Annotated in this window: 21 protein-coding genes; 4 read left to right on the forward strand and 17 right to left on the reverse strand. The window is 56.0% G+C overall.

Features of this window, described 5'->3' with window-relative positions:
* The first annotated feature begins 4 nt into the window (after positions 1 to 4).
* Positions 5 to 2,194, forward strand: a complete 2,190-nt coding sequence (gene fhuE, locus IM304_RS03405; protein ID WP_193356290.1) for a ferric-rhodotorulic acid/ferric-coprogen receptor FhuE — start codon at positions 5 to 7, stop codon at positions 2,192 to 2,194.
* A gap of 113 nt (positions 2,195 to 2,307) precedes the next feature.
* Here the strand turns inward: fhuE and ptsG are convergent, their stop codons facing one another.
* The 14 genes from ptsG to yceD form a co-directional block, all read right to left on the reverse strand.
* A complete protein-coding gene (gene ptsG, locus IM304_RS03410) occupies positions 2,308 to 3,741 on the reverse strand; it encodes a PTS glucose transporter subunit IIBC (protein ID WP_148421729.1) in 1,434 nt (477 codons plus the stop codon).
* A gap of 297 nt (positions 3,742 to 4,038) precedes the next feature.
* Positions 4,039 to 4,833, reverse strand: a complete 795-nt coding sequence (locus tag IM304_RS03415; protein WP_193356291.1) for a metal-dependent hydrolase — start codon at positions 4,831 to 4,833, stop codon at positions 4,039 to 4,041.
* A 10-nt stretch (positions 4,834 to 4,843) separates the two neighbouring features.
* Entirely contained in the window at positions 4,844 to 5,848 is a 1,005-nt protein-coding gene (gene holB / locus IM304_RS03420; protein ID WP_193356292.1) for a DNA polymerase III subunit delta', read from the reverse strand.
* Positions 5,845 to 6,486, reverse strand: a complete 642-nt coding sequence (gene tmk / locus IM304_RS03425) for a dTMP kinase (protein ID WP_193356293.1) — start codon at positions 6,484 to 6,486, stop codon at positions 5,845 to 5,847. Before tmk ends, holB begins: the two co-directional genes overlap by 4 nt.
* Entirely contained in the window at positions 6,476 to 7,498 is a 1,023-nt protein-coding gene (yceG, locus tag IM304_RS03430) for a cell division protein YceG (RefSeq protein WP_193356294.1), read from the reverse strand. The genes tmk and yceG overlap by 11 nt, the downstream gene beginning before the upstream one ends.
* A gap of 2 nt (positions 7,499 to 7,500) precedes the next feature.
* Positions 7,501 to 8,310, reverse strand: coding sequence for an aminodeoxychorismate lyase (pabC, locus tag IM304_RS03435; RefSeq protein ID WP_193356295.1), 810 nt, complete (start codon positions 8,308 to 8,310; stop codon positions 7,501 to 7,503).
* 120 nt (positions 8,311 to 8,430) lie between these two features.
* Positions 8,431 to 9,672: a beta-ketoacyl-ACP synthase II gene (gene fabF, locus IM304_RS03440; RefSeq protein WP_193356296.1), complete on the reverse strand. Its 1,242-nt coding sequence runs from the start codon at positions 9,670 to 9,672 to the stop codon at positions 8,431 to 8,433.
* Positions 9,673 to 9,763: 91 nt separating this feature from the next.
* Entirely contained in the window at positions 9,764 to 10,000 is a 237-nt protein-coding gene (acpP, locus tag IM304_RS03445) for an acyl carrier protein (protein ID WP_003857954.1), read from the reverse strand.
* Between the two features lie 154 nt (positions 10,001 to 10,154).
* A complete protein-coding gene (gene fabG / locus IM304_RS03450; RefSeq protein ID WP_148421736.1) occupies positions 10,155 to 10,889 on the reverse strand; it encodes a 3-oxoacyl-ACP reductase FabG in 735 nt (244 codons plus the stop codon).
* Positions 10,890 to 10,901: 12 nt separating this feature from the next.
* Positions 10,902 to 11,831: an ACP S-malonyltransferase gene (fabD, locus tag IM304_RS03455; protein WP_148421737.1), complete on the reverse strand. Its 930-nt coding sequence runs from the start codon at positions 11,829 to 11,831 to the stop codon at positions 10,902 to 10,904.
* A 15-nt stretch (positions 11,832 to 11,846) separates the two neighbouring features.
* Positions 11,847 to 12,800 carry a beta-ketoacyl-ACP synthase III gene (locus IM304_RS03460; RefSeq protein ID WP_148421738.1) on the reverse strand — a complete coding sequence of 318 codons (954 nt, stop codon included), beginning with the start codon at positions 12,798 to 12,800 and terminating at the stop codon, positions 11,847 to 11,849.
* Positions 12,801 to 12,806: 6 nt separating this feature from the next.
* A complete protein-coding gene (gene plsX, locus IM304_RS03465; protein WP_209007149.1) occupies positions 12,807 to 13,841 on the reverse strand; it encodes a phosphate acyltransferase PlsX in 1,035 nt (344 codons plus the stop codon).
* 81 nt (positions 13,842 to 13,922) lie between these two features.
* The gene (gene rpmF, locus IM304_RS03470; RefSeq protein ID WP_003857964.1) at positions 13,923 to 14,096 is read right to left on the reverse strand and encodes a 50S ribosomal protein L32; all 174 of its coding nucleotides are present in this window, start codon (positions 14,094 to 14,096) and stop codon (positions 13,923 to 13,925) included.
* A 16-nt stretch (positions 14,097 to 14,112) separates the two neighbouring features.
* Positions 14,113 to 14,634, reverse strand: coding sequence for a 23S rRNA accumulation protein YceD (yceD, locus tag IM304_RS03475; protein ID WP_006174678.1), 522 nt, complete (start codon positions 14,632 to 14,634; stop codon positions 14,113 to 14,115).
* Between the two features lie 140 nt (positions 14,635 to 14,774).
* Between yceD and IM304_RS03480 the strand changes: the two genes are divergently transcribed.
* A complete protein-coding gene (locus IM304_RS03480) occupies positions 14,775 to 15,359 on the forward strand; it encodes a nucleoside triphosphate pyrophosphatase (RefSeq protein WP_193356297.1) in 585 nt (194 codons plus the stop codon).
* Between the two features lie 81 nt (positions 15,360 to 15,440).
* Here the strand turns inward: IM304_RS03480 and rluC are convergent, their stop codons facing one another.
* Positions 15,441 to 16,388, reverse strand: coding sequence for a 23S rRNA pseudouridine(955/2504/2580) synthase RluC (gene rluC, locus IM304_RS03485; protein ID WP_176678637.1), 948 nt, complete (start codon positions 16,386 to 16,388; stop codon positions 15,441 to 15,443).
* A gap of 570 nt (positions 16,389 to 16,958) precedes the next feature.
* On the opposite strand from rluC, the gene rne reads away from it, so the two are divergent.
* The gene (rne, locus tag IM304_RS03490; protein WP_193356298.1) at positions 16,959 to 20,090 is read left to right on the forward strand and encodes a ribonuclease E; all 3,132 of its coding nucleotides are present in this window, start codon (positions 16,959 to 16,961) and stop codon (positions 20,088 to 20,090) included.
* A gap of 41 nt (positions 20,091 to 20,131) precedes the next feature.
* On the opposite strand, the gene IM304_RS03495 is transcribed toward rne, so the two are convergent.
* Complete coding sequence (locus IM304_RS03495; protein WP_193356299.1) at positions 20,132 to 21,085, reverse strand: LysR family transcriptional regulator; 954 nt, start codon at positions 21,083 to 21,085, stop codon at positions 20,132 to 20,134.
* A 94-nt stretch (positions 21,086 to 21,179) separates the two neighbouring features.
* On the opposite strand from IM304_RS03495, the gene IM304_RS03500 reads away from it, so the two are divergent.
* Positions 21,180 to 22,394 carry an MFS transporter gene (locus IM304_RS03500; RefSeq protein WP_148421744.1) on the forward strand — a complete coding sequence of 405 codons (1,215 nt, stop codon included), beginning with the start codon at positions 21,180 to 21,182 and terminating at the stop codon, positions 22,392 to 22,394.
* Between the two features lie 76 nt (positions 22,395 to 22,470).
* Here IM304_RS03500 and flgL read toward each other — a convergent pair whose 3' ends face one another.
* Complete coding sequence (gene flgL, locus IM304_RS03505; protein ID WP_148421745.1) at positions 22,471 to 23,424, reverse strand: flagellar hook-associated protein FlgL; 954 nt, start codon at positions 23,422 to 23,424, stop codon at positions 22,471 to 22,473.
* Positions 23,425 to 23,431 lie beyond the last annotated feature (7 nt).

The raw sequence follows: 23,431 nt of genomic DNA on the forward strand, positions 1-23,431 counted from the left end.
GATAATGTCTTTCATTAATCACACCAGGGATGGGCAACATCAGCCTGCCGCAACACCTTCGTTGCTGGCAGCCTGCATTGCTATGGCATTGACGCCAACCGCCGCTTTCTCTGCTTTAACGGCTGAAGACACCGTTGTGGTAGACGGGGGTTTTGACAACACACAGGATCCTTCAGCAGGTCAGGACCGGGATTACAGCGTAAAAACCACCACTACCGGCACCAAACTGCTGCTGGTCCCCCGCGATATCCCGCAGTCCGTCAGCGTAATCAGCCAGCAGCGTATGGCTGACCAGAATCTGCAGTCTGTCGGGCAGGTGCTGAGTAACACCACGGGCGTGACTGCGCAGGTGCAGGACAGCGACCGCACCGTGTTCTACTCCCGTGGATTCTTCGTCAGCAACTATGCCTATGACGACCTGCCGACCTCCATCAGCGAGGTGTGGAACTTTGGCGATACCGCCGCCGATACCGCGATTTACGATCGTATCGAAGTGGTCCGCGGCGCCACCGGCCTGATGTCCGGTACGGGCAACCCGGCGGCGTATGTCAACATGGTGCGTAAGCATGCGGACAGCGCGGAATTTAAGGGTAACGTCTCGGCCAGCTACGGCAGCTGGGACAAGCAGCGCTACGTGCTGGATCTCCAGTCTCCCCTGGTGGAGTCCGGTAAGGTACGGGGACGCCTGATCGCGGGCTATCAGGACAACGACAGCTTCGTGGATAATTACCACTACCGTAAGAAATTCCTCTACGGCGTGATGGATGCGGACGTCACCGACAGCACGACCCTCTCGGTGGGGTATGAGTATCAGGAGAGCCATACCTCCGACCCAACCTGGGGCGGACTGCCGACCTGGTACAGCGACGGAAGTAAAACCAACTACAATCGCAGCCAGACCGTCGCGCCTGACTGGGCCTATTCGGATAAAGACAGCACCCGCATCTTCGCTAACCTGACTCAGCGTTTCGATAACGGCTGGGAAGCGCACGTTAACGGCATGCACGCTGAAACCAACTTTGACTCCAAACTGATGTATATGTCCGGCTATCCGGATAAAGAGACCGGTGCGGGCATGGTGGGTTACGGCGGCTGGAACCGCGGTGAACGTAAGCAGGATGCGGTTGACGCCTTCCTGCGCGGCGGCTTCGATCTCTTTGGCCGTCAGCACGAAATGATGTTCGGCGGCAGCTACAGCCGTCAGCGTAACCATTACGACAATACCATGCCGGATGCGCTTTACGGCATGGTTGACGTCGGCAACTTTAAGAACTGGAACGGGAACATCGCCGATCCGCAGTGGACGCCGTGGAAGCTCTACAGCAAGGACGATATTCGTCAGTCCTCTGCGTATACCTCCGCCCGTTTCTCGCTGGCCGATCCGCTGCACCTGATTCTGGGCGCGCGCTACACCAGCTACAACATTCGCTATAATCCGGCGGGTTCCCCGAACTCCCGTCTGGAGAGCACCGAAGATGATGTTACCCCGTACGCGGGCCTGGTGTATGACATCAACGAAGACTGGTCGACCTACGTCAGCTATACCTCCATCTTCCAGCCGCAGGATAAACGCAACGCCAGCGGACGTTACCTCGACCCGACCACGGGCAAAAGCTACGAAGCCGGCGTGAAGGCAGACTGGTTTAATACTCGTCTCACCACCTCGCTGGCGATTTTCCGCATTGAGCAGGATAACGTCGCAAGCAATACCTATACCTACATGCCGAGCGGTGAATCAATTTATGAATCGCTGGACGGCGTGGTCAGTAAAGGGGTTGAGTTCGAGCTGAACGGTGCCCTGACCGATAACTGGCAGCTGACGTTTGGCGCGACCCGCTACATCGCTGAAGACAAGAATGGCAACGCCGTCAGCTCCGATCAGCCGCGCACGACCATGAAGCTGTTCACCCGCTACCAGCTGCCAATGCTGCCCGAGCTGACCGTGGGCGGTGGCGTAAACTGGCAGAACAAAGTGTGGACGGATGTCGATGGCGGCCCGGCGGGACAATCCCGTGCAGAGCAAGGCAGCTATGGTCTGGTTAACCTGTTCAGCCGCTATCAGGTCACCAAAGACTTCGCTCTTCAGGCTAACGTCAATAACCTGTTCGACAAAGAGTACTACGACTACGTTGGCTCTTACGTAGTGTATGGCGCGCCGCTGAACTTCTCCGTGAGCGCGAGCTACGACTTCTGATTGTAAAGCCGGGCGGCGGCTACGCCCTGCCCGGCCTGCATTTGCTTACCGGCACTATCCCCGCCAATAAAAAAGGCAGCCATTCGGCTGCCTTAGTCTCCCCAGGTCACAGCTTAGTTGTTGCGGATGTACTCATCCATTTCGGTTTTCAGGTTATCGGATTTCGTACCGAAGATTGCCTGAACACCAGAACCTGCAACAACCACGCCCGCGGCGCCCAGCTTTTTCAGACCCGGCTGGTCTACTTTCGCAACGTCGGCAACGCTCACACGCAGACGGGTGATACACGCGTCCAGGTTAGTGATGTTTTCTTTACCGCCGAAAGCAGCTACCAGCGCAGGTGCCATTTCGCTGGTCACACCGGCTTTGCTGTCCTCAGTTGCATCTTCACGACCCGGCGTTTTCAGATCCAGCGCTTTGATCAGCACGCGGAAGACGGTGTAGTACACCACCGCGTAGCCTGCACCCACGATTGGGAACAGCCACAGTTTGCTGCTGTTACCGGACAGAACGATGAAGTCGATCAGGCCGTGAGAGAAGGACGTACCGTCACGCATACCCAGCAGAATACAGATTGGGAATGCCAGACCTGCCAGTACCGCGTGGATGAAGTACAGGATCGGCGCAACGAACATGAAGGAGAACTCGATCGGCTCGGTAATACCGGTCAGGAACGAGGTCAGCGCTGCGGAGATCATGATACCGCCCACTTTTGCACGGTTCTCTGGCTTAGCAGAGTGCCAGATAGCAATTGCCGCAGCCGGCAGACCGTACATTTTGAACAGGAAGCCGCCAGACAGTTTACCTGCGGTCGGGTCACCCGCCATGTAACGAGGGATATCACCGTGGAACACCTGACCTGCCGCGTTGGTGTATTCACCAATCTGCATCTGGAATGGAACGTTCCAGATGTGGTGCAGACCAAATGGTACCAGGCAGCGCTCAATGAAGCCGTAGATACCGAACGCCACTACCGGGTTCTGATAGGCAGCCCACTGAGAGAAGGTCTGGATAGCCGTACCGATTGGTGGCCAGATGAAGGACAGAACCACACCGGTGAAAATCGCTGCCAGACCAGAGATGATCGGAACGAAACGTTTACCCGCGAAGAAGCCCAGATACTCAGGCAGCTTGATACGATAGAAGCGGTTAAACATATACGCTGCAATCGCACCGGAGATGATACCACCGAGAACACCGGTATCTGCCAGGTGTTTAGCGGCAATCTCTTCAGCAGGTAAATGCAGAACCAGCGGCGCAACCACAGCCATGGTTTTCACCATGATGCCGTAGGCAACCACGGACGCCAGAGCGGATACACCGTCGTTATTGGTGAAGCCCAGAGCAACACCGATAGCGAAGATCAGCGGCATGTTAGCAAAAACAGAACCGCCTGCTTCTGCCATCACGTGGGAAACTACGGCTGGCAGCCAGCTGAAGTTAGCAGAACCGACGCCCAGCAGGATACCTGCGATAGGCAGTACGGATACTGGCAGCATCAGCGATTTACCGACCTTTTGCAGGTTAGCAAATGCATTCTTAAACATAATTGAGAGTGCTCCTGAGTATTTGTGCTTTTTTTACGCTTTCACGCATTGGCTCGGGGGGAGTACCGCGCCGTGGACAGGACATCTAAGCGCCCTTTATTTATTACACAGAGTAAAATAATTCCCTCTGAGTTTGTTTGACGGCTATCACGTTTCAGTTCAAGACGGCCAAAAAACTTGCAGATATTTACATAAAGCATGTCTGGATGTGTCTAAAAACGCCATCACCGCCCCGAATGAGGCGGTGAACTTTACTCGTTTTACCTATTAATTACGAGCCTAAAAAAAACAGGTGTATCAGACAGACTGCAGGCGGGCGGGGTCGATATGGAACAGGCTGGCGAAGTTTTCCGTCGTTACACGAGCCAGTTCGTCAATACTGACACCCTTCAGTACGGCCATGTACTCAGCGACATCACGGGTCATCGCCGGCTGGTTCTCTTTACCCCGATGCGGCACGGGTGCCAGGTACGGGGAATCGGTCTCCACCAGAATACGATCCAGCGGTACGTAACGCGCCGCATCACGCAGTTGCTCAGCATTACGGAACGTCACGATCCCCGAAAACGAGATATAAAAGCCCAAATCAAGCAGTTTACCCGCCGTTTCTCTGTCTTCTGTGAAACAGTGTAGTACGCCACCGCAATCCGTCACCTTTTCTTCCCGCAGGATCTCAAGCGTGTCGGCACGCGCGTCGCGGGTGTGAACGATAACGGGCTTGTTCAGCTCGCGGCCAATCCGGATATGGTTACGGAAAGATTCCTGCTGGCGGAGCTTAGTTTCCGGCGTGTAGAAATAGTCGAGACCGGTCTCGCCCATCGCCACTACGCCCTCTTCTGCGGCAAGACGGCGTAAATCTTCAACGTCATACGCGTCGTCCTGATTGAGCGGATGGACGCCGCAGGAGAAGACGACGTTTTCGCGCTCGCCAACCAGCTCACGCATTGAGCGGTAGCCCGGCAGCGTGGTCGCCACGGCCAGGCAAAATTTCACATCGCGCGCGGCGGCTTTCGCCAGCACATCGTCCACGTCTTTATGCAGGGATTGGTAATCGAGGCCATCAAGATGGCAGTGTGAGTCGACTAAAAACATAATGTCTCTCTCAGAGATGGGAAACCGGCGGTATGACGCCGGGTTGCAGGTAATGTTCGATACGCAGCAACTGGTCGGTCAGTAAAAGCTCGCGATTAAGACCGGTTACCGTCAAAAGTTGTTCACGACTCTGGCAGATATCGTGGAGGATAGCGCGCAGCGACTGTCCTGACAGACGATTCGCCAGCGTGTTAACCAGCGGCCAGACGTCGGGATTCGTCAGAAGCGTAGCCCCCTGCTGAATTTTAAGGGCATCAAGCAGCAGCGCGGCCAGCCAGTGCAGGCGCTCCGGGGCCGGATCGCCGTTCAGGGCGGGCAGCACGCTCAGCCAGTCATGGCTGTCCAGGGCAGATTCAATCGCACGACAAAGGGTTTCGCGCTGGGACCAGACTTCCGGCTGCAGAAGCGCCAGCGCAGCCGCAGGCGCGCCGCTGCACAGGCGCAACGCTGACAGCGCGGCGTTCTGTGACACCGTCACTTCACGTTCAAGCCAGGCGAGTGCCCACGATTCCTGGGGAACAGCCAGATGATGAAGACGACAGCGGCTGCGCAGCGTCGCCAGCAGTCGGCCCGGCTCGCGGCAGGAGAGGAAGAACCAGGTTTTCTCAGGCGGCTCTTCCAGCGTTTTTAAAAGCGCATTGGCAGCGGCCTCCGTGAGCAGCTCGGCGTCCTTCAGCCACACCACCTTTGCCCCGCCCAGACGCGCGTGTTCATACAGCTTCTCGCCGACCTCACGCACCGCGTCTATCCCGAGCGTACTTTTGCCTTTTTCGGGTTCGAGGATGTAGTAATCCGGATGCGTGCCGGCCTGCATCAGCTGGCAGCCGCGACACTTACCGCAGCTTTTATGCCCATCAGGCTGGTGGCACATCAGAAAGCGCGTAATGGCGTAAATCAACGCATCAGCGCCCATTCCCGGCAGCGCCTGTATCAGTAACGCATGATGCCCCCGACCAACCTGATAGCTGCCGATCAGCTGTTCAAAGTGCGGGCGCAGCCATGGATACCATTTCATGCCCGCTGCTCCTGCACCCAGCGTGTGACCGTTTCCTGAATAGCACGGGTAACGTCGTCGAGGGATTGTGTCGCATCGATGGTGCGAATAGCGCTGTCCTGTTCAGCCAGCTCAAGGTAACGCGCGCGGGTGCGGTTAAAGAAGTCGTAAGACTCCTGCTCAATGCGATCCAGCTCGCCGCGCGCCCTGGCGCGCTTCAGGCCCACCTCAGGCGTGACGTCCAGATAGAGCGTCAGGTCCGGACGAAAATCGCCGAGCACCGCGTCGCGAAGCGTAGCCAGCAGGGTACGATCGATACCGCGCCCTCCCCCCTGATACGCCTGGGTAGAGAGATCGTGACGATCGCCGATCACCCATTTTCCCTCTGCCAGCGCGGGTTTAATCACCGTCTCGACCAGCTGAACGCGCGCCGCATAAAACATCAGCACTTCCGCTTTGTCAGTGATAACCTCGTCGCCAACGGATTTGATATCCAGCACCAGGCTGCGCAGTTTTTCCGCCAGCTGCGTACCGCCCGGCTCACGGGTGAAGACCATCTCGGCGACGCCAAGCGATTTAAGCGTATCAACCACCACGTTACGGGCGGTGGTTTTCCCCGCCCCTTCGAGCCCCTCAATGACAATGTATTTACTGCGCATTTTTTTCCTTAAGTGCCTTCAGATAGTCCTGAACAGAGCGATTGTGGCTGGCCAGGTTGGTATTGAAAGTATGCCCCCCTTTTCCATCAGCCACAAAATAGAGATACGGTGTTTTTGCCGGGTGCGCCGCGGCGCGCAATGAGGCTTCGCCCGGCGTCGCGATTGGTCCCGGCGGCAGGCCGCTAATGACGTAGGTATTATACGCCGTTGGCGTCTCCAGATCTTTTCTGGAAATCTTGCCATTGTAGTTTTCGCCCATGCCGTAGATGACGGTAGGATCGGTTTGCAAACGCATACCGATGCGCAGGCGGTTTATAAACACCGAGGCGACCTGGTCGCGCTCGGCGGCAACGGCGGTCTCTTTCTCGATGATGGAGGCCATCGTCACGAACTGGTTTTGATCTTTATACGGCAGGCCCTCAGCGCGTCCTTCCCAGGCCGAGTCTACCGCCGCAACCATTTTATTGTGCGCGCGCTTCAGAATCGCCACGTCCGTCGTGCCTGCCGTGTACATCCAGGTGTCGGGCCAGAACCAGCCTTCAACCCATTCAGGGTGCTCGAATTTTAGCGCGTCTGCCACGGTTTCGTAGCGATCGTCTTTCAGCGTGTGCCTGATATAGGGCGCGTCACGCAGTTGTCTGAGGTAATCGCTCAGGCGCATCCCCTCGACAAAACGCAGCGGGAACTGGGCCTCTTTGCCGCTTTCCAGCAGTTGCAGCATTTCGCGCACGGTCATGCCCGGTGTGAAGCGATAGGTGCCCGCCTTAAAGTTCGAAAGTTCAGGCTCAACGCGCAGCAGCCACTGGAATACACGCGGACGATTGATAATTTTATCGCCATACAGCTGCTGGCCAAGCGCCTGACGCCCGGTCCCCGCTTTCAGGGTAAAAATCGTCTCGTCTTTAATCAGGATCTTACTGTCCGCCAGCTGGCGGACTTTCCACACTCCCGCTCCGCCAGCGATACCGAACGCAACGATGAGAAGGAGAACAACGCGTAACATTTTCTTCATGACTACCTGGTTTGCTCACATAACGGGGCCAGAAACTGGAACAGCTCGCGGGATGACCATGAAAGCGGGCCATAAGCGCGAACGGGGACAACGGGCATCAGCGCATTGCAGATAACGACTTCATCGGCGGACTGCAGCGCGTCTTCCTTTACGTTTACTTCGACAACGCCAAAACCGGCACGTGCCAGCTGCTGCAAACAAAACTGACGCATAATGCCGTTGACCCCGGCCTGTTCCAGCGAAGGCGTGAATACGTCACCGCCCTTCCGCCAGAGTAAATTAGCCGCACAGCATTCCGTAATGTACCCTTCGCTGTCAAGAACCAGCGCCTCGCCGGCATCCGTCTGCTCAAGATGAGTACGAATAAGCACCTGTTCAAGACGGTTAAGGTGTTTTATTCCGGCAAGCATCGGGTTCCGCCCCAGCCGAACCGGGCTAAGCGTCAGGGTAACGCCCTCTTCGCGCCAGCGTTCATAATGGGAAGGGTAATCTGAAACGGAAAGGATCCGCGTTGGATGCTGACAGGCAGCGCCGCTATACCCCCGCCCACCGCTGCCGCGGCTGATAATCACTTTTACTACGCCGCGCCTTTTACCTGACGCCAGCCGACGCATTTCACCTTCAAGGGTGTCCCACTGCGTGAAGGGGATCAGCAATGTCTCGCAGGCTTTTTGCAAGCGGCGGATATGGGCATCACGCAGGCACACTTCCCCGTCGAGAATACGCGCCGTGGTAAAACAGCCGTCGCCAAACTGGATCGCCCTGTCGCCTGCCGGCAGCATTTCTTGCTCAAGGCCATTGATTAAAAACATGGTGGCTCCTCATGCGTGGAGGCTCAGTCTGGCAGGATGTTAATAGCCGGACAAGGAGATTTCACCTAATAAAAAAGGCCCGGCAAGCGGACCTTTTTTATCGTCAGTGACTAAACAGGCTCAGACCTTTTTGAAGATCAGAGAACCGTTTGTCCCGCCGAAGCCGAAGGAGTTACACAGGGTGTACTCCATACCGCTAACCTGGCGCGCTTCGTGAGGAACGAAGTCCAGATCGCAACCTTCATCCGGGTTATCCAGGTTGATGGTTGGTGGTACAGCCTGATCGCGCAGCGCCAGGATAGAGTAGATTGACTCTACTGCACCCGCCGCACCCAACAGGTGACCGGTCATGGATTTCGTGGAGCTCACCATTACGCGGCTGGCAGATTCGCCGAAGATAGACTTAACAGCCTGAGCTTCTGCTTTATCGCCCGCAGGGGTAGACGTACCGTGGGCGTTAACGTAGCCAATCTGTTCCGGGGTAATGCCCGCATCACGGATCGCGTTAGCCATTGCCAGCGCTGCACCCGCACCATTTTCTGGTGGCGACGTCATGTGGTAAGCATCGCTGCTCATACCAAAGCCAACGACTTCAGCATAAATTTTCGCGCCACGTTTTTTAGCGTGTTCGTACTCTTCAAGAACGATCATGCCAGCACCGTCGCCCAGCACGAAACCATCGCGGTCTTTATCCCACGGACGGCTTGCCGCCTGAGGATTATCGTTACGGGTAGAGAGCGCACGCGCTGCGCCGAAGCCACCGACGCCCAGTGGGGTACTGGCTTTTTCAGCACCGCCCGCAACCATAGCATCTGCATCGCCGTACGCGATAATACGCGCGGCCTGGCCGATGTTATGCACGCCAGAGGTACAGGCTGTTGCGATTGAGATGCTTGGGCCGCGCAGGCCGAACATAATGGTCAGGTGACCTGCCACCATGTTTACAATCGTAGACGGAACGAAGAATGGACTGATTTTACGCGGGCCGCCATTCATCAGGGATGAGTGGTTTTCCTCAATCAGGCCAAGACCGCCAATCCCGGAGCCAATAGCAGCACCGATACGGGACGCGTTCTCTTCCGTAATCTCAAGGCCAGAATCCTGCATGGCCTGAACGCCAGCGACAATTCCATATTGAATGAAGGCATCCATCTTGCGCTGTTCTTTGCGCGAGATGATCTCTTCACAGTTAAAATCCTTTACTAAGCCAGCAAATTTCGTTGCATAGGCGCTAGTATCGAAATGGTCGATTAGGCTGATGCCGCTCTGACCGGCAAGGAGAGCTTTCCAGGTGGACTCTACGGTATTGCCGACAGGAGACAACATGCCAAGTCCGGTCACAACTACACGACGCTTAGACACGTTTGTCCTCCAGGGAGGGATAAAAAAAGAGATTCGTGGGACTACAAAAGATAAAACTCAGGCGGTCGAATGACCGCCTGGAGATGTTCACTTACGCCTGGTGACCGTTGATGTAATCAATGGCAGCCTGAACGGTGGTGATTTTCTCAGCTTCTTCGTCCGGAATCTCAGTATCAAACTCTTCTTCCAGAGCCATTACCAGCTCAACGGTGTCAAGAGAATCTGCGCCCAGGTCTTCAACAAAGGAAGCGGAGTTCACAACTTCTTCCTGCTTAACGCCCAGCTGTTCGCCGATAATTTTCTTAACGCGTTCTTCGATAGTGCTCATACTCTTAAATTTCCTATCAAAACTCGCTTTCGCGATGGTTTTCGTAGTGTATAAAATGTTGAAAAATTTGCAACTAAATCCCGGCAGGTCTTACCACGATTTTACGTTATTTTGAGGCCATTTGCCCAAATAACGCAAATATTTTCGATCGTGATTAAACCATGTACATCCCGCCGTTGACGTGGAGGGTTTCACCAGTGATGTAACCCGCTTCGTCAGAGGCTAAAAATGCAACCGCGCTGGCGATTTCTTTAGGGTCGCCAAGACGACCCGCCGGAACTGCCGCCAGCGTACCCGCACGCTGCTCATCCGTCAGCGCACGCGTCATGTCCGTTTCAATAAAGCCCGGAGCAACAACGTTTACAGTAATACCGCGGGACGCGACTTCACGCGCCAGCGACTTACTGAAACCGATCAGACCTGCTTTCGCCGCAGCGTAGTTAGCCTGACCAGCATTTCCCATGGTACCAACCACAGAACCTACAGTGATAATACGACCATGACGCTTTTTCATCATAGCGCGCATTACCGCTTTTGACAGACGGAATACAGATGACAGGTTGGTTTCGATAATATCGTTCCACTCATCATCTTTCATTCGCATCAGCAGGTTGTCGCGCGTAATCCCGGCATTATTGACCAGAATATCCACTTCGCCAAACTCTGCGCGAATATTTTCCAGAACAGATTCGATAGATGCTGGTTCAGTCACATTCAGCACCAGACCTTTACCGTTCGCACCCAAATACTCGCTGATGGCCTGCGCGCCGTTCTCGCTGGTCGCAGTCCCGATCACCGTCGCGCCGCGCGCAACCAGTGTTTCAGCAATAGCGCGCCCAATACCGCGGCTCGCGCCGGTCACCAGGGCAATTTTTCCTTCAAAACTCATGGTAGTCCTCTTTTATTGCGAGAGTGCCGCTTTCATTGCTTCCGGCTCATTAATCGCCGAGGCAGTCAGGGTGTCAACAATACGTTTGGTGAGACCGGTAAGCACCTTACCAGGCCCCACTTCATACAGATGTTCAACGCCCTGAGACGCCATATATTCAACGGTTTTGGTCCACTGAACCGGGCTGTAGAGCTGGCGAACCAGCGCGTTACGGATAGCCTCCGGCGCGGTTTCGCACTTCACGTCGACGTTATTCACAACGGAAATCGTCGGCGCGTTAAAGGTCATTTTTTCCAGCTCAACCGCCAGCTTGTCGGCGGCTGGCTTCATCAGCGCGCAGTGTGACGGCACGCTCACCGGCAGCGGCAGCGCGCGTTTAGCGCCCGCGGCTTTACAGGCAGCGCCCGCACGCTCAACCGCTTCTTTATGGCCGGCGATAACCACCTGGCCCGGCGAGTTGAAGTTTACCGGAGAAACCACCTGACCTTCAGCAGATTCTTCACACGCTTTTGCAATAGAAGCATCATCAAGACCGATGATGGCAGACATGCCGCCCGTACCTTCTGGCACCGCTTCCTGCATGAATTTTCCACGCAATTCAACCAGGCGCACCGCATCAGCGAAGGCAATCACGCCTGCACAAACCAACGCAGAGTATTCGCCCAGGCTGTGACCCGCCATCAGTGCAGGCGCTTTACCGCCCTGCTGCTGCCATACGCGCCACAGCGCGACGGATGCAGCCAGCAGCGCAGGCTGCGTCTGCCAGGTTTTGTTTAACTCTTCAGCGGGGCCCTGTTGGGTCAGCGCCCACAGATCATAACCCAGCGCATCAGAAGCTTCACGGAAAGTCTCTTCAATAACCGGATAGTTTGCTGCCATTTCAGACAACATCCCAACGGTTTGCGAGCCCTGTCCCGGGAACACAAAAGCAAATTGCGTCATTTTTTAATCCTTATCCTAGAAACGAACCAGCGCGGAACCCCAGGTGAACCCGCCACCAAAGGCTTCAAGCAAGACCAGTTGGCCCCGTTTAATTCGTCCATCGCGTACCGCTTCGTCAAATGCGCACGGTACCGATGCCGCAGAGGTATTGCCATGGCGATCCAGCGTCACCACAACGTTATCCATTGACATGCCCAGCTTCTTCGCCGTCGCGCTGATGATACGCAGGTTAGCCTGATGCGGCACCAGCCAGTCGAGGGCGGAGCGATCAAGGTTATTCGCTTCCAGCGTTTCTTCAACGATATGGGCCAGTTCAGTCACGGCAACCTTGAACACCTCGTTACCCGCCATCGTCAGGTAAATCGAGCTGTCCGGGTTAACGCGATCGGCGTTAGGCAGCGTTAACAGCTCGCCGTAGCGACCGTCAGCATGAAGATGCGTGGAGATGATGCCCGGCTCGTCGGACTGCCCCAGCAGCACCGCGCCCGCACCGTCGCCAAAAATAATGATCGTGCCGCGATCGGCTGGATCGCAGGTACGCGCCAGCACGTCAGCACCGATTACCAGCGCATATTTGACGGCACCAGATTTTACGTACTGATCGGCGATGCTCAGCGCATAGGTGAAGCCCGCACACGCTGCTGCCACATCAAATGCCGGGCAGCCTTTAATGCCGAGCATATTCTGTACCTGACACGCTGCGCTTGGGAAGGCATGCGTGGCGGAGGTTGTCGCCACCACGATAAGCCCGATCTGATCTTTATCAATCCCGGCCATTTCAAGCGCACGCTGTGCAGCTTCGAAGCCCATGGTAGAGACAGTTTCGTCTGGCGCGGCGATACGGCGTTCACGGATACCTGTGCGCGTGACAATCCACTCGTCAGACGTATCTACCATTTTTTCAAGATCGGCGTTGGTACGCACTTGTGTTGGCAGGTAGCTGCCGGTACCTAAAATCTTCGTATACATGTACGCTCAGTCACTTTTAGCTAATACAGATCCCAGGCGAGCGGCAATTCTCTGAGGAACTTGTCGCTGCACCGCCTGCACTGCCTGTTCAATCGCGACGGTAAATGCTCGCTGATTGGCGGCGCCATGACTCTTAATCACGATGCCGCGCAATCCTAACAGACAGGCGCCATTATACTGGTCGGGGTTGAGGTGACTGAATCGCCGCGTCAGGCTTTTTTGTAACCAACGCTTTAATAAAATCAGCCACCAGGACCTTTTTTTACCTTCTCCCTGCGATTTCAGCAGAGAAAGGAACATTCTTACGACCCCTTCCATGGTCTTCAACGTTACGTTTCCGGTGAAGCCATCACACACTAATACATCCGTTTTGCCCGTCAGCAGCTCATTGGCTTCGAGATAACCAATATAGTTGATGGACGGGACCTGTTTGAGTATTTCCGCAGCGTCGCGGATACTGTCCAGGCCTTTGGTTTCTTCTTCACCAATGTTCAACAACGCAACGCGGGGATGCGTAATCCCAACCACGTCTTCTGCCAGCACCGACCCCATGACGGCAAACTGAGCCAGCATTGTACTATCACAATCCACGTTAGCGCCCAGATCGAGCACCACCGTTTTGCCCTTCTGCTGATGCGGTAACACCGTCACCAGCGCCGGACGCTCAATGCCCTCAATCGGCTTGAGCAATAATTTCGACAGGCCCATCAGCGCGCCGGTATTTCCCGCGCTGACGCAAGCCTGCGCTCGCCCTTCTTTCACCAGCTCCAGCGCAATTCGCATAGAGCTGCCGCGGCTATTGCGAATAGCCTGCGATGGCCGGGCATCACTGGCAATAACTGACTGCGCAGGGATAATCTGCAGACGCGAACGTTGTTCAAAGTCAGCTTTTGCGAGTAATGGCGTGATTGTGTCGGGATTACCGACTAAAAGAAGTGTGAGTTGCGAATTAGAATTCAGTGCCTGCAAAGCTGCAGGCACTGTCACGGTAGGGCCAAAATCTCCCCCCATGACATCTAACGCCAGGGTTAGACGTGTCAAGGTATCGTCGCAGCCTGGTTCGGTAAACTCCCCGTTTGCACGGGGAAGTTCCTCACTAAGCCTAATCACGCTGACGCGTGATTACTTAGTGATAACCTTGCGGCCGCGGTAGAAACCGTCAGCGGTGATGTGGTGACGCAGGTGTTTCTCACCAGAAGTCTTGTCTACAGACAGGCTGGTAACTGCAGTCAGTGCGTCATGGGAACGACGCATGCCACGTTTGGAACGGGTTGGTTTATTCTGTTGTACGGCCATGGACCTTACTCCTCAATTACTTACGCTTTAAGCTGGCTAATACGGCAAATGGGTTTGGTTTTTGCGCTTCATCAGGCAGTTCCCCAAAGACCATGTCCGCCTCGGACACTTCACAGTGTTCAGAATCATGCACCGGAACCACTGGCAAGGTGAGGATGATTTCATCTTCAACCAGAGCCAGAAGATCGATTTCACCGAATTCGTTAACCTCAATCGGCTCATACGCTTCCGGGAGTGCTTCAGCCTGTTCGTCAGAACGAACCGGACTAAAACAATACGTTGTGTGAACATGCTGTACAAACGGTTTCCCGCAACGCTGGCACTCGAGCGTTACCGTTACCTTCGCATCACCGGTTAAAACGGCAAGACGCTGGTTGTCGATAGCGAACGACATGGAGCATTCTACATCACTGTCCACACTGACTACGGATTCGGCAATACGCTCCGCCTGATCGGAAGAATAGATTCCTTCGTAATCGAGGCGTTTTTGAGCCGTACGAACCGGATCAAGAGTCAGGGGTAATTTTACCTTTTGCATAGGGCGCGCATATTAACTTTGTAACGTCATAGAGTCAAAGAAAAAGGCAACCAGAGCTGCCTTTTGCCAATTATTCGCACACATTGCGGCCTGTAGTTTAAAATGGCTGGCATCGATACGCTATATCTGGTGATAAAAATATGCCAAATCTCGTACTTGCTTCCACTTCACCCTATCGCCGAATGCTGCTGGAAAAGCTCGGGATCCCGTTTGAATGTGCGGCACCGGACGTTGATGAGACCCCACAACCCGGCGAGTCGCCGCGTCATCTGGTGACCCGTCTTGCGCAGGAGAAAGCGCAGTCGCTTGCCGAACGTTATCCTGCACATCTGATTATAGGCTCCGATCAGGTTTGTGTGCTTGACGGTGAAATCACCGGTAAACCGCATACCGAAGAGAATGCCTGTAAGCAGTTGATGCGCGCACGCGGCAGTATTGTGACCTTTTATACGGGCCTGGCGCTCTATAACTCGGCCTCCGGCCACCTGCAAACCGAATGCGAGCCGTTCGACGTCCATTTTCGCCATCTCAGCGAGCAGGAGATTATGGATTACGTGCGCCGGGAACGTCCGCTGAACTGCGCGGGGAGCTTTAAAAGTGAAGGTTTGGGGATTGCGCTATTCGATAAGCTGGACGGTCGAGACCCGAATACGCTGGTGGGGTTACCGCTGATTGCGCTATGCCAGATGTTAAGGCGAGAAGCGTGTAATCCGCTGACGGCGTAACCGCTGCGGCCTGATGCCCTCTCCCCAGGGAGAAGGTGTAAACATTAAAAACGGCAACGTCGTTGCCGTTTTACGTTTACCTTAGCCGCGCAGAACCTTCAGGCAGCGCTTCAGCTGCTCATCCAGCGGCGCTTCAATACGGATGATTTCACCGGTATTGGGATGGGTAAACTTCAGCGCAGCCGCATGCAGGAACAGACGAGACAGCCCCGTGCCCGCCAGCTGCTTGTCAAACTCGCGGTCACCGTAACGATCGTCAAAGGCAATCGGATGGCCTGCAAACTGGGTATGTACGCGGATCTGGTGGGTTCGCCCCGTCACCGGGCTACAGCGAACCAGCGTGGCAAATTCGTAGCGCTCTTCAACTTTAAAGCGCGTCTCGGACGGTTTCCCCTCCTGGTTCACGCGCACAATGCGCTCACCGCTTTGCAGAATATTTTTCAGCAGCGGTGCCTGGACCACTTTCACATGGGACTGCCACTGGCCGCGCACCAGCGCCAGGTAATCCTTCTGCATCCCTTTTTCACGCAGCTGTTCATGCAGCGAACGCAGCGCGGAACGTTTTTTTGCCACCAGCAGTACGCCAGAGGTATCACGGTCAAGGCGGTGAACCAGCTCAAGGAAACGCGCTTCCGGACGCAGGGCCCGCAGCCCTTCAATCACGCCAAAGCTCAGTCCACTTCCCCCGTGCACCGCGGTTCCTGAAGGTTTGTTCAGCACCAGGATGTGGTCGTCCTCATAAAGGATAACGTCACTCAGGGCAGCGACTTTTTGCAGCTTCGGCGAAACCGCCTCTTCTTCGCGCTCCGCAACGCGGACCGGTGGAATGCGCACTTCATCACCCGCTTCGAGCTTATACTCGGGCTTCACGCGCTTTTTGTTCACCCGCACCTCGCCCTTGCGCAGGATGCGGTAAATCATACTTTTTGGCACGCCTTTCAGCTGGGTGCGCAAAAAGTTATCGATACGTTGCCCCGCTTCGTCTTCGGCGATGGCAACCATTTTTACGGCTGGAGTCTCTGTTTTCATGGTTGGCGATTCTAAATATCGTCTGACATTAGCGCCACTCATTTTTCTATGCTTATATTTACTTTTATCCGGAATGCTCCCCTTTCGCGCAATCGATTTGGTGGTTATTAAACCAATCGCCTCGTTGAAGTGAAGAAACTGTGAGTAACCGGGTGATAATTGGTAAAAGTCATCTTGCTATAACCCGGCGAGCAGTGGAATAATGAATCCGTTTTCCGCGTTAAATCCGGGTTTTGTAAGGATGTCGACGGAATGACCAATTTTGTCTGACCGATCATCCACGCAGCAATGGCGTAAGACGTATTGATCTTTCAGGCAGTTAGCGGGCTGCGGGTTGCAGTACTTCCCGGTATAAGGATTGTTCTCTGGAGAGTTTTCCCAGGCAATTCCCCTGATAATTGCGCTGTGTTTCCGTATGACACACAGGCAACCGACACTCTGCGCCTCTTAAGCGAGCGACAACCGTGAGGTTGGCGACGTGAATAGACACGAGGCCATCGGTTCATACCCCGGAAAGCGTCACCTTGCCCGCAGCTTTGTCGTCAATGTAAGAATAACGAGTAAGTTACGATGAAAAGAATGTTAATCAACGCAACTCAGCAAGAAGAGTTGCGTGTCGCCCTTGTGGATGGGCAGCGCCTGTACGATCTGGATATCGAAAGTCCTGGACACGAACAGAAAAAAGCGAACATTTACAAAGGTAAAATCACCCGCATTGAACCAAGCCTTGAGGCTGCATTTGTCGATTACGGTGCTGAGCGTCATGGTTTCCTTCCTCTTAAAGAAATCGCCCGCGAATATTTTCCTGCAAACTACAGCTCCCATGGCCGTCCGAACATTAAAGATGTTCTGCGTGAAGGTCAGGAAGTTATCGTTCAGATCGATAAAGAAGAGCGCGGCAACAAAGGTGCCGCACTGACCACCTTTATCAGTCTGGCAGGAAGCTATCTGGTACTGATGCCAAACAACCCGCGTGCGGGTGGTATCTCACGCCGTATCGAGGGTGATGACCGTACCGAGCTGAAAGAAGCGCTGGCAAGCCTTGAGCTGCCGGACGGCATGGGGCTTATCGTGCGCACCGCAGGCGTCGGCAAATCTGCCGAAGCATTGCAGTGGGACCTGAGCTTCCGCCTGAAGCACTGGGAAGCCATTAAGAAAGCGGCTGAAAGCCGCCCTGCTCCGTTCCTGATCCACCAGGAAAGCAACGTCATCGTGCGTGCCTTCCGCGATTACCTGCGTCAGGACATCGGCGAAATCCTGATTGATAACCCGAAAGTGCTTGAGCTGGCTCGCCAGCACATCGCCGCGCTGGGCCGTCCGGATTTCACCAGCAAAATCAAACTGTACACCGGTGAAATCCCGCTGTTCAGCCACTATCAGATTGAATCCCAGATCGAGTCGGCCTTCCAGCGTGAAGTGCGTCTGCCATCCGGCGGCTCTATCGTTATCGATACAACCGAAGCGCTGACCGCCATCGACATCAACTCCGCGCGTGCAACCCGCGGCGGCGATATCGAAGAGACGGCCTTCAACACCAATCTTGAAGCCGCTGATGAAATTGCCCGCCAGCTTCGCCTGCGCGACCTGGGCGGTCTGATCGTCATCGACTTCATCGACATGACCCCGGTTCGCCACCAGCGTGCGGTTGAAAACCGCCTGCGTGAAGCCGTTCGCCAGGATCGTGCGCGCATTCAGATCAGCCATATTTCCCGCTTTGGCCTGCTGGAGATGTCCCGTCAGCGCCTCAGCCCGTCACTCGGCGAATCCAGCCATCACGTCTGCCCACGCTGTTCCGGTACGGGTACCGTGCGTGACAACGAATCTCTCTCCCTCTCCATTCTGCGTCTGATTGAAGAAGAAGCGCTGAAGGAGAACACCAAAGAGGTTCACGCCATCGTTCCGGTGCCAATTGCCTCTTACCTGCTGAACGAAAAACGTGCGGCGGTGAGCGCAATCGAAGCGCGCCAGGGCGGCGTTCGCTGCATCATCGTGCCAAACGACGAGATGCAGACTCCGCACTATCACGTGCTGCGTGTCCGTAAAGGTGAAGAGACAAGCACCCTCAGCTACCTGCTGCCTAAGCTGCATGAAGAAGAGATGGCACTGCCATCCGATGAGGAGCCTGCCGAGCGTAAACTGCCTGAGCAGCCTGCTTTAGCGACCTTCATCATGCCTGAAGCCCCGCCGGAAGCAACGCTGGAAAAACCGGCAGCCAAACCGGCCGAGCAAAAAGCTGCTCCTGTCGCGCCAAAAGCGCAGCCTGAGCAGCCGGGTCTGCTGAGCCGCCTCTTCGGCGCGCTGAAGAAGATGTTCGCTGGCGAAGAAGCGCAACCTGAGCAGCCAAAAGAAGCGCCGAAAGAAGCGAAGCCAGAGCGTCAGCTGGAACGCCGCAAGCGTCAGAACAATCGTCGCGACCGCAATGAGCGCAATGAGCGTGGCGATCGTAATGAACGCCGTGATAATCGTTCCGACAACAACGAAGGCCGCGAGCAGCGCGAGGACAACCGTCGCAACCGTCGCGAGAAGCAACAGCAGAATGTTGAAGATCGTGAAATTCGCCAACAGGCGGGCGACGAGTCCGAAAAGAGCAAACCGCGTGACGAACAGCAGCCGCGCCGCGAGCGTAATCGTCGCCGTAACGACGAGAAGCGCCAGGCGCAGCAGGAAGTTAAAAGCCTGAACCGCGAAGCGCCTGTTGAACAGCAGGAAGCCGAGCAGGAAGAGCGCACGCAGGTTATGCCGCGTCGCAAGCAGCGCCAGCTCGCACAGAAGGTGCGCGTGGGCGAGGTACAGGCTGAAGAAACCGCCGTTGTCGCGGTTGAAGCAGCAGACAGCGCAACCGGTACGCAGGTGGCGAAAGTCGATCTGCCAGCGGTGGTAGAAAATCAGGTTGAGCAGGACGAAAGCGGTGAAAACCGCGACAACGCGGGTATGCCGCGTCGCTCACGCCGTTCTCCGCGTCATCTGCGCGTTAGCGGCCAGCGTCGTCGTCGCTATCGTGACGAGCGTTACCCGACCCAGTCACCGATGCCGCTGACCGTGGCGTGTGCGTCACCTGAAATGGCCTCCGGTAAGGTCTGGATCCGCTATCCGGTTGCTCGTCCGGAGCAGGCTGTTGAAGAACAGGCTGTGACCGAAGAGGTAATTGCACCGGTAGCAGCGGCAGAAGAAGTCGTGACTGAAGCGGCAACCGTGGTTGAACCTCAGGTGGTTGAACCTCAGGCTGTAGAAACGACAGAGCCTCAGGCTGTGGAAGTTGAAACTACCCATCCTGAAGTTATTGCTGCGACGGTTGATGCCGCACCGCAGATTATTGCCGAAGAAGATGCCGTAGTGGCTGAAGAGGTAGCGGAGCACGCTGAACCTGCACCAGCAGTGGAAGAAACCGCAGACGCTGCTGTCGAAACGGTTACCGAAGAGGTGGTTCAGGACGTCGAGATTCAGGTTGAGCCTGTTGTCGAAGAAGCGAAAGCGCCTGAAGTGAAGCCAGCTCCGGTTGAAGTTATCGCCGCACCAGCGCCTGCGCACGTTGCAACGGCACCTATGACCCGCGCGCCGGCACCAGAGTATGTGCCTGAAGCGCCGCGCCATAGCGACTGGGTACGCCCGGAATTCAACTTCGAAGGTAAAGGTGCTGCCGGCGGCCATAGCGCAACGCATAAGGCTACTGCCCCAGCTACCCGTCCGCAGTCCGTTGAATAACGCACGCTAAGTCAGAAAGCCGACCTCCGGGTCGGCTTTTTTTATGGCTGCTGCACGGGCTTTCTCATCCCGGTCACCTCCGGCATTATCTGGCGCATCATCTCTAGAAAGCGTCGCAGGCGCGCCGGATAATAACGAGACCACGGATAAACCAGATGTACCGGTAACGCCGCCGGTTGCCACTCCGGCAACAAATGCACCAGACGCCCTTCCCGAATATCGTTCTGAACCGTCCAGCTGGATACAACCGCCACGCCAAGCCCGGTTAGCGCCGTATTGCGTGCCACGTACAGGCTGTCGGTGCTCAGGCGTGGCGTAATGGCTACCCGCACCGGTACTGGGGAGGCATCATGGAAAAGCTCCACATGACGCTGGTAAAAAGAGCTGATGGCAATCCAGGGAAGCTGCTGCAAATCTTCCGGCGTTTTAACCGCCGGAAAGCGGGCCAGTAACTCCGGTGAAGCCACCACCGAGCGCGGCACTTCGGCCAGCAGTACGGATACGGTTGCCGGATCGACCTCAGCGCCCACCCGGATAGCGCAGTCGAGATTGTCCCCGAGAAAATCAGCTGAACGATCGTTGAGCAGCCACTCAATGGAAAGTAGCGGATAGCGCTGCAAAAATTCGGTTAATGGTTTCAGAAGCTGATCCTGACCAAACGCGTGAGGTGCCCGCACCCGCAGCACCCCCACCGGTTCATCTTCCGACTGCCCCACCTCATCTTCCAGCGCCAGCCAGCTGTCAATGACCCGGCGCGCGTGCTGATAGCAGCGTTCGCCGTCATCGGTCAGCCGCATCGTGTGGGTGGTGCGCAGCATCAGGCGCACCCCAAGCATTGTCTCAAGCGACTGTAGTCGCCGGCTTACCGTGGCCTGGGTTGTCGCCAGCTGGCGCGCCGCGGCGGAAAGCGATCCTGCCTCAACGATACGTACAAACGTCCGCATCAGTTCCACCCTGTCTATACGCTCAGCTCTTTTCATATTCCAACGTGCCATACGTCCAACGTATAAGCGTTTTACCACCGTGCCCGCTACCGCCGCAAGGCGTAGTGAGAAAAAATAGCCCCACACGATGAATGAGGAACGTCATATGAACACAACAACTGCCGCCCGGGCCGTAAGCCGCTGGGTAATCTTAATGCTGGCGCTCGGGGCTGGCTTCAGCGTGGCATCCATCTATTATGCCCAGCCTCTGCTGCCGCTGATGGGCGCAGACCTGCACCTGAGCATCGAAGGAATGGGCATGGTGCCGACGCTTACGCAGGCGGGTTACGCCTTAGGGATCCTGTTCCTGTTACCGCTCGGCGATCGCCATGACCGCAGGACGTTAATTCTGATAAAAAGCGCGGCCCTGGCGCTGTTCCTGCTGGCCTGTAGCCTGACAGGACAACTGCACTCCCTGCTGCTCGCCAGCCTGCTGATCGGCATGGCCGCCACCATGGCGCAGGACATCGTCCCCGCCGCGGCGATCCTGGCGCCCGAAGGGAAACAGGGAAAAACCGTCGGCACGGTGATGACCGGCCTGCTGTTGGGCATTCTGCTCTCCCGGACCGTAAGCGGCGTGGTGGGTGAAGCCTTTGGCTGGCGGGTGATGTACCAGCTGGCTGCCGCAAGCATTGCGTTTGTCGGTGTGGTGATGTGGGCCGTGCTTCCCCGCTTTGCCGTTCACTCCACGCTGAGCTATCCGGCCCTTCTGCGCTCCATGGAGCACCTCTGGCGTCGCTACCCGGCGCTGCGTCGGGCCGCACTGGCGCAGGGTTTTCTGTCGATTGCCTTTAGCGCGTTCTGGTCGACGCTGGCGGTGATGCTGCTGGAACGTTATCACCTCGGCAGCGCCGTGGCGGGTGGGTTTGGTATTGCCGGAGCCGCCGGGGCGCTGGCCGCACCGCTGGCAGGAGGCCTGGCCGATAAGCTGGGTGCCGGTAAAGTAACCCAGCTGGGTGCCGCGCTGGTGACCGTCTCGTTTGCCCTGATGTTCCTGATGCCGGCGCTGGGCGTACATGGCCAGCTGATCCTGATAGCCCTTTCTGCTGTCGGTTTCGATCTCGGCTTGCAGTCCAGCCTCGTGGCGCACCAGAATCTGGTTTATAGCCTTGAGCCGCAGGCGCGTGGACGCCTTAACGCCCTGCTGTTTACCGTTGTCTTTATCGGGATGGCGCTGGGTTCGGCATTAGGCAGCAATATCTATACCCTGGCAGGCTGGTCTGGCGTGGTGGCGCTGGCAACCCTGTGCGGCGCGATTGCGCTGGTCATCAGGCTGGTAGAAAGCGCCCGGGTGACGTCTGCGCAGGCTGAAGGTGTATAAAAAAAATGCCCAACCCCTGCGGGTTGGGCAGTCAAAACATACCCAGTTTCATGGCATGTTCCAAAAGGCGAGAGTCTTATCTGTTAAGCTGGAACAAAGACATACCCTGCATATCGCTAAAGGCCTTATACGAGGCCTGCAGCGCCGCCTGCTGCATGGTGTAGGAGGAAATCGCAGCGTTCCAGTCCACGTCAACCAGGTCGCTCATCTGCTGAGTCTGCCCCAGCGCGCGCTCGTCACCCAGCGCATCCAGCTTGTCCAGCTCGTTCAGTTTGGTACCCAGGTCAGCGCGCACCGTCAGTATGTTGTCCAGCGAGTTGCTGAGGCCGCGGTTAGCTTTATCAATACTTTGCGTCAGGGCCTCGGCTTTTGCAGCATCACCCTCGATTGGGTCTTTCAGCGCGGCAATCGCCGTATCGAGAATTTTGAACAGGTTTGTTTCCTGCGTGCTGCCTGCGGGTTCCGGCTTGGCATTACTGGTAAAGGTGTCAAAGACTTCAGTGCCGGTATGGCCGATCTGCATCGTGCGAGCGGAATCAACCTGCTGAGAAATCCCGATATCGCCACCGCTGTAATCGCCGTTAGCCTGATCGAACGGCGCTTTATCCGTTTTGTAACCGGCAAAGATATAGCGGCCGTTACCGTCAGTGCTGTTTGCCAGATTCATCAGCTGATCGCGAATACCCTGCAAATCGTTCGCCAGCGATGCACGGTCGCTATCGCTTAATGAACCGTTGCCGGCGTACACGATTTTCTCCTGCGCCGACTGAATGGCGCTATTCACCTGGCCGAGAACGCTCTCTTCGAGGGACACTTTCTGCGTGGCAAAGGTGCGCGCCAGGGCAAATTGGCTGTTCTGGGACTGCGCCTGAGAAAGTACCACCGCCTGGGATGCCGCAATCGGATCGTCAGACGGACGGTTTACGCGCTTACCGGTGGACATCTGCTCGCCAAAGCCTAACCAGCGGCTCTGGGAATCGGTGATGCCACGCATGTTCTGTTCGTACATCATTTGGGTGCTAATACGCATTTTTCAC

The organism is Enterobacter cloacae complex sp. P40C2, from assembly GCF_014930695.1.
Classification (GTDB): Bacteria; Pseudomonadota; Gammaproteobacteria; order Enterobacterales; family Enterobacteriaceae; genus Enterobacter; species Enterobacter pasteurii.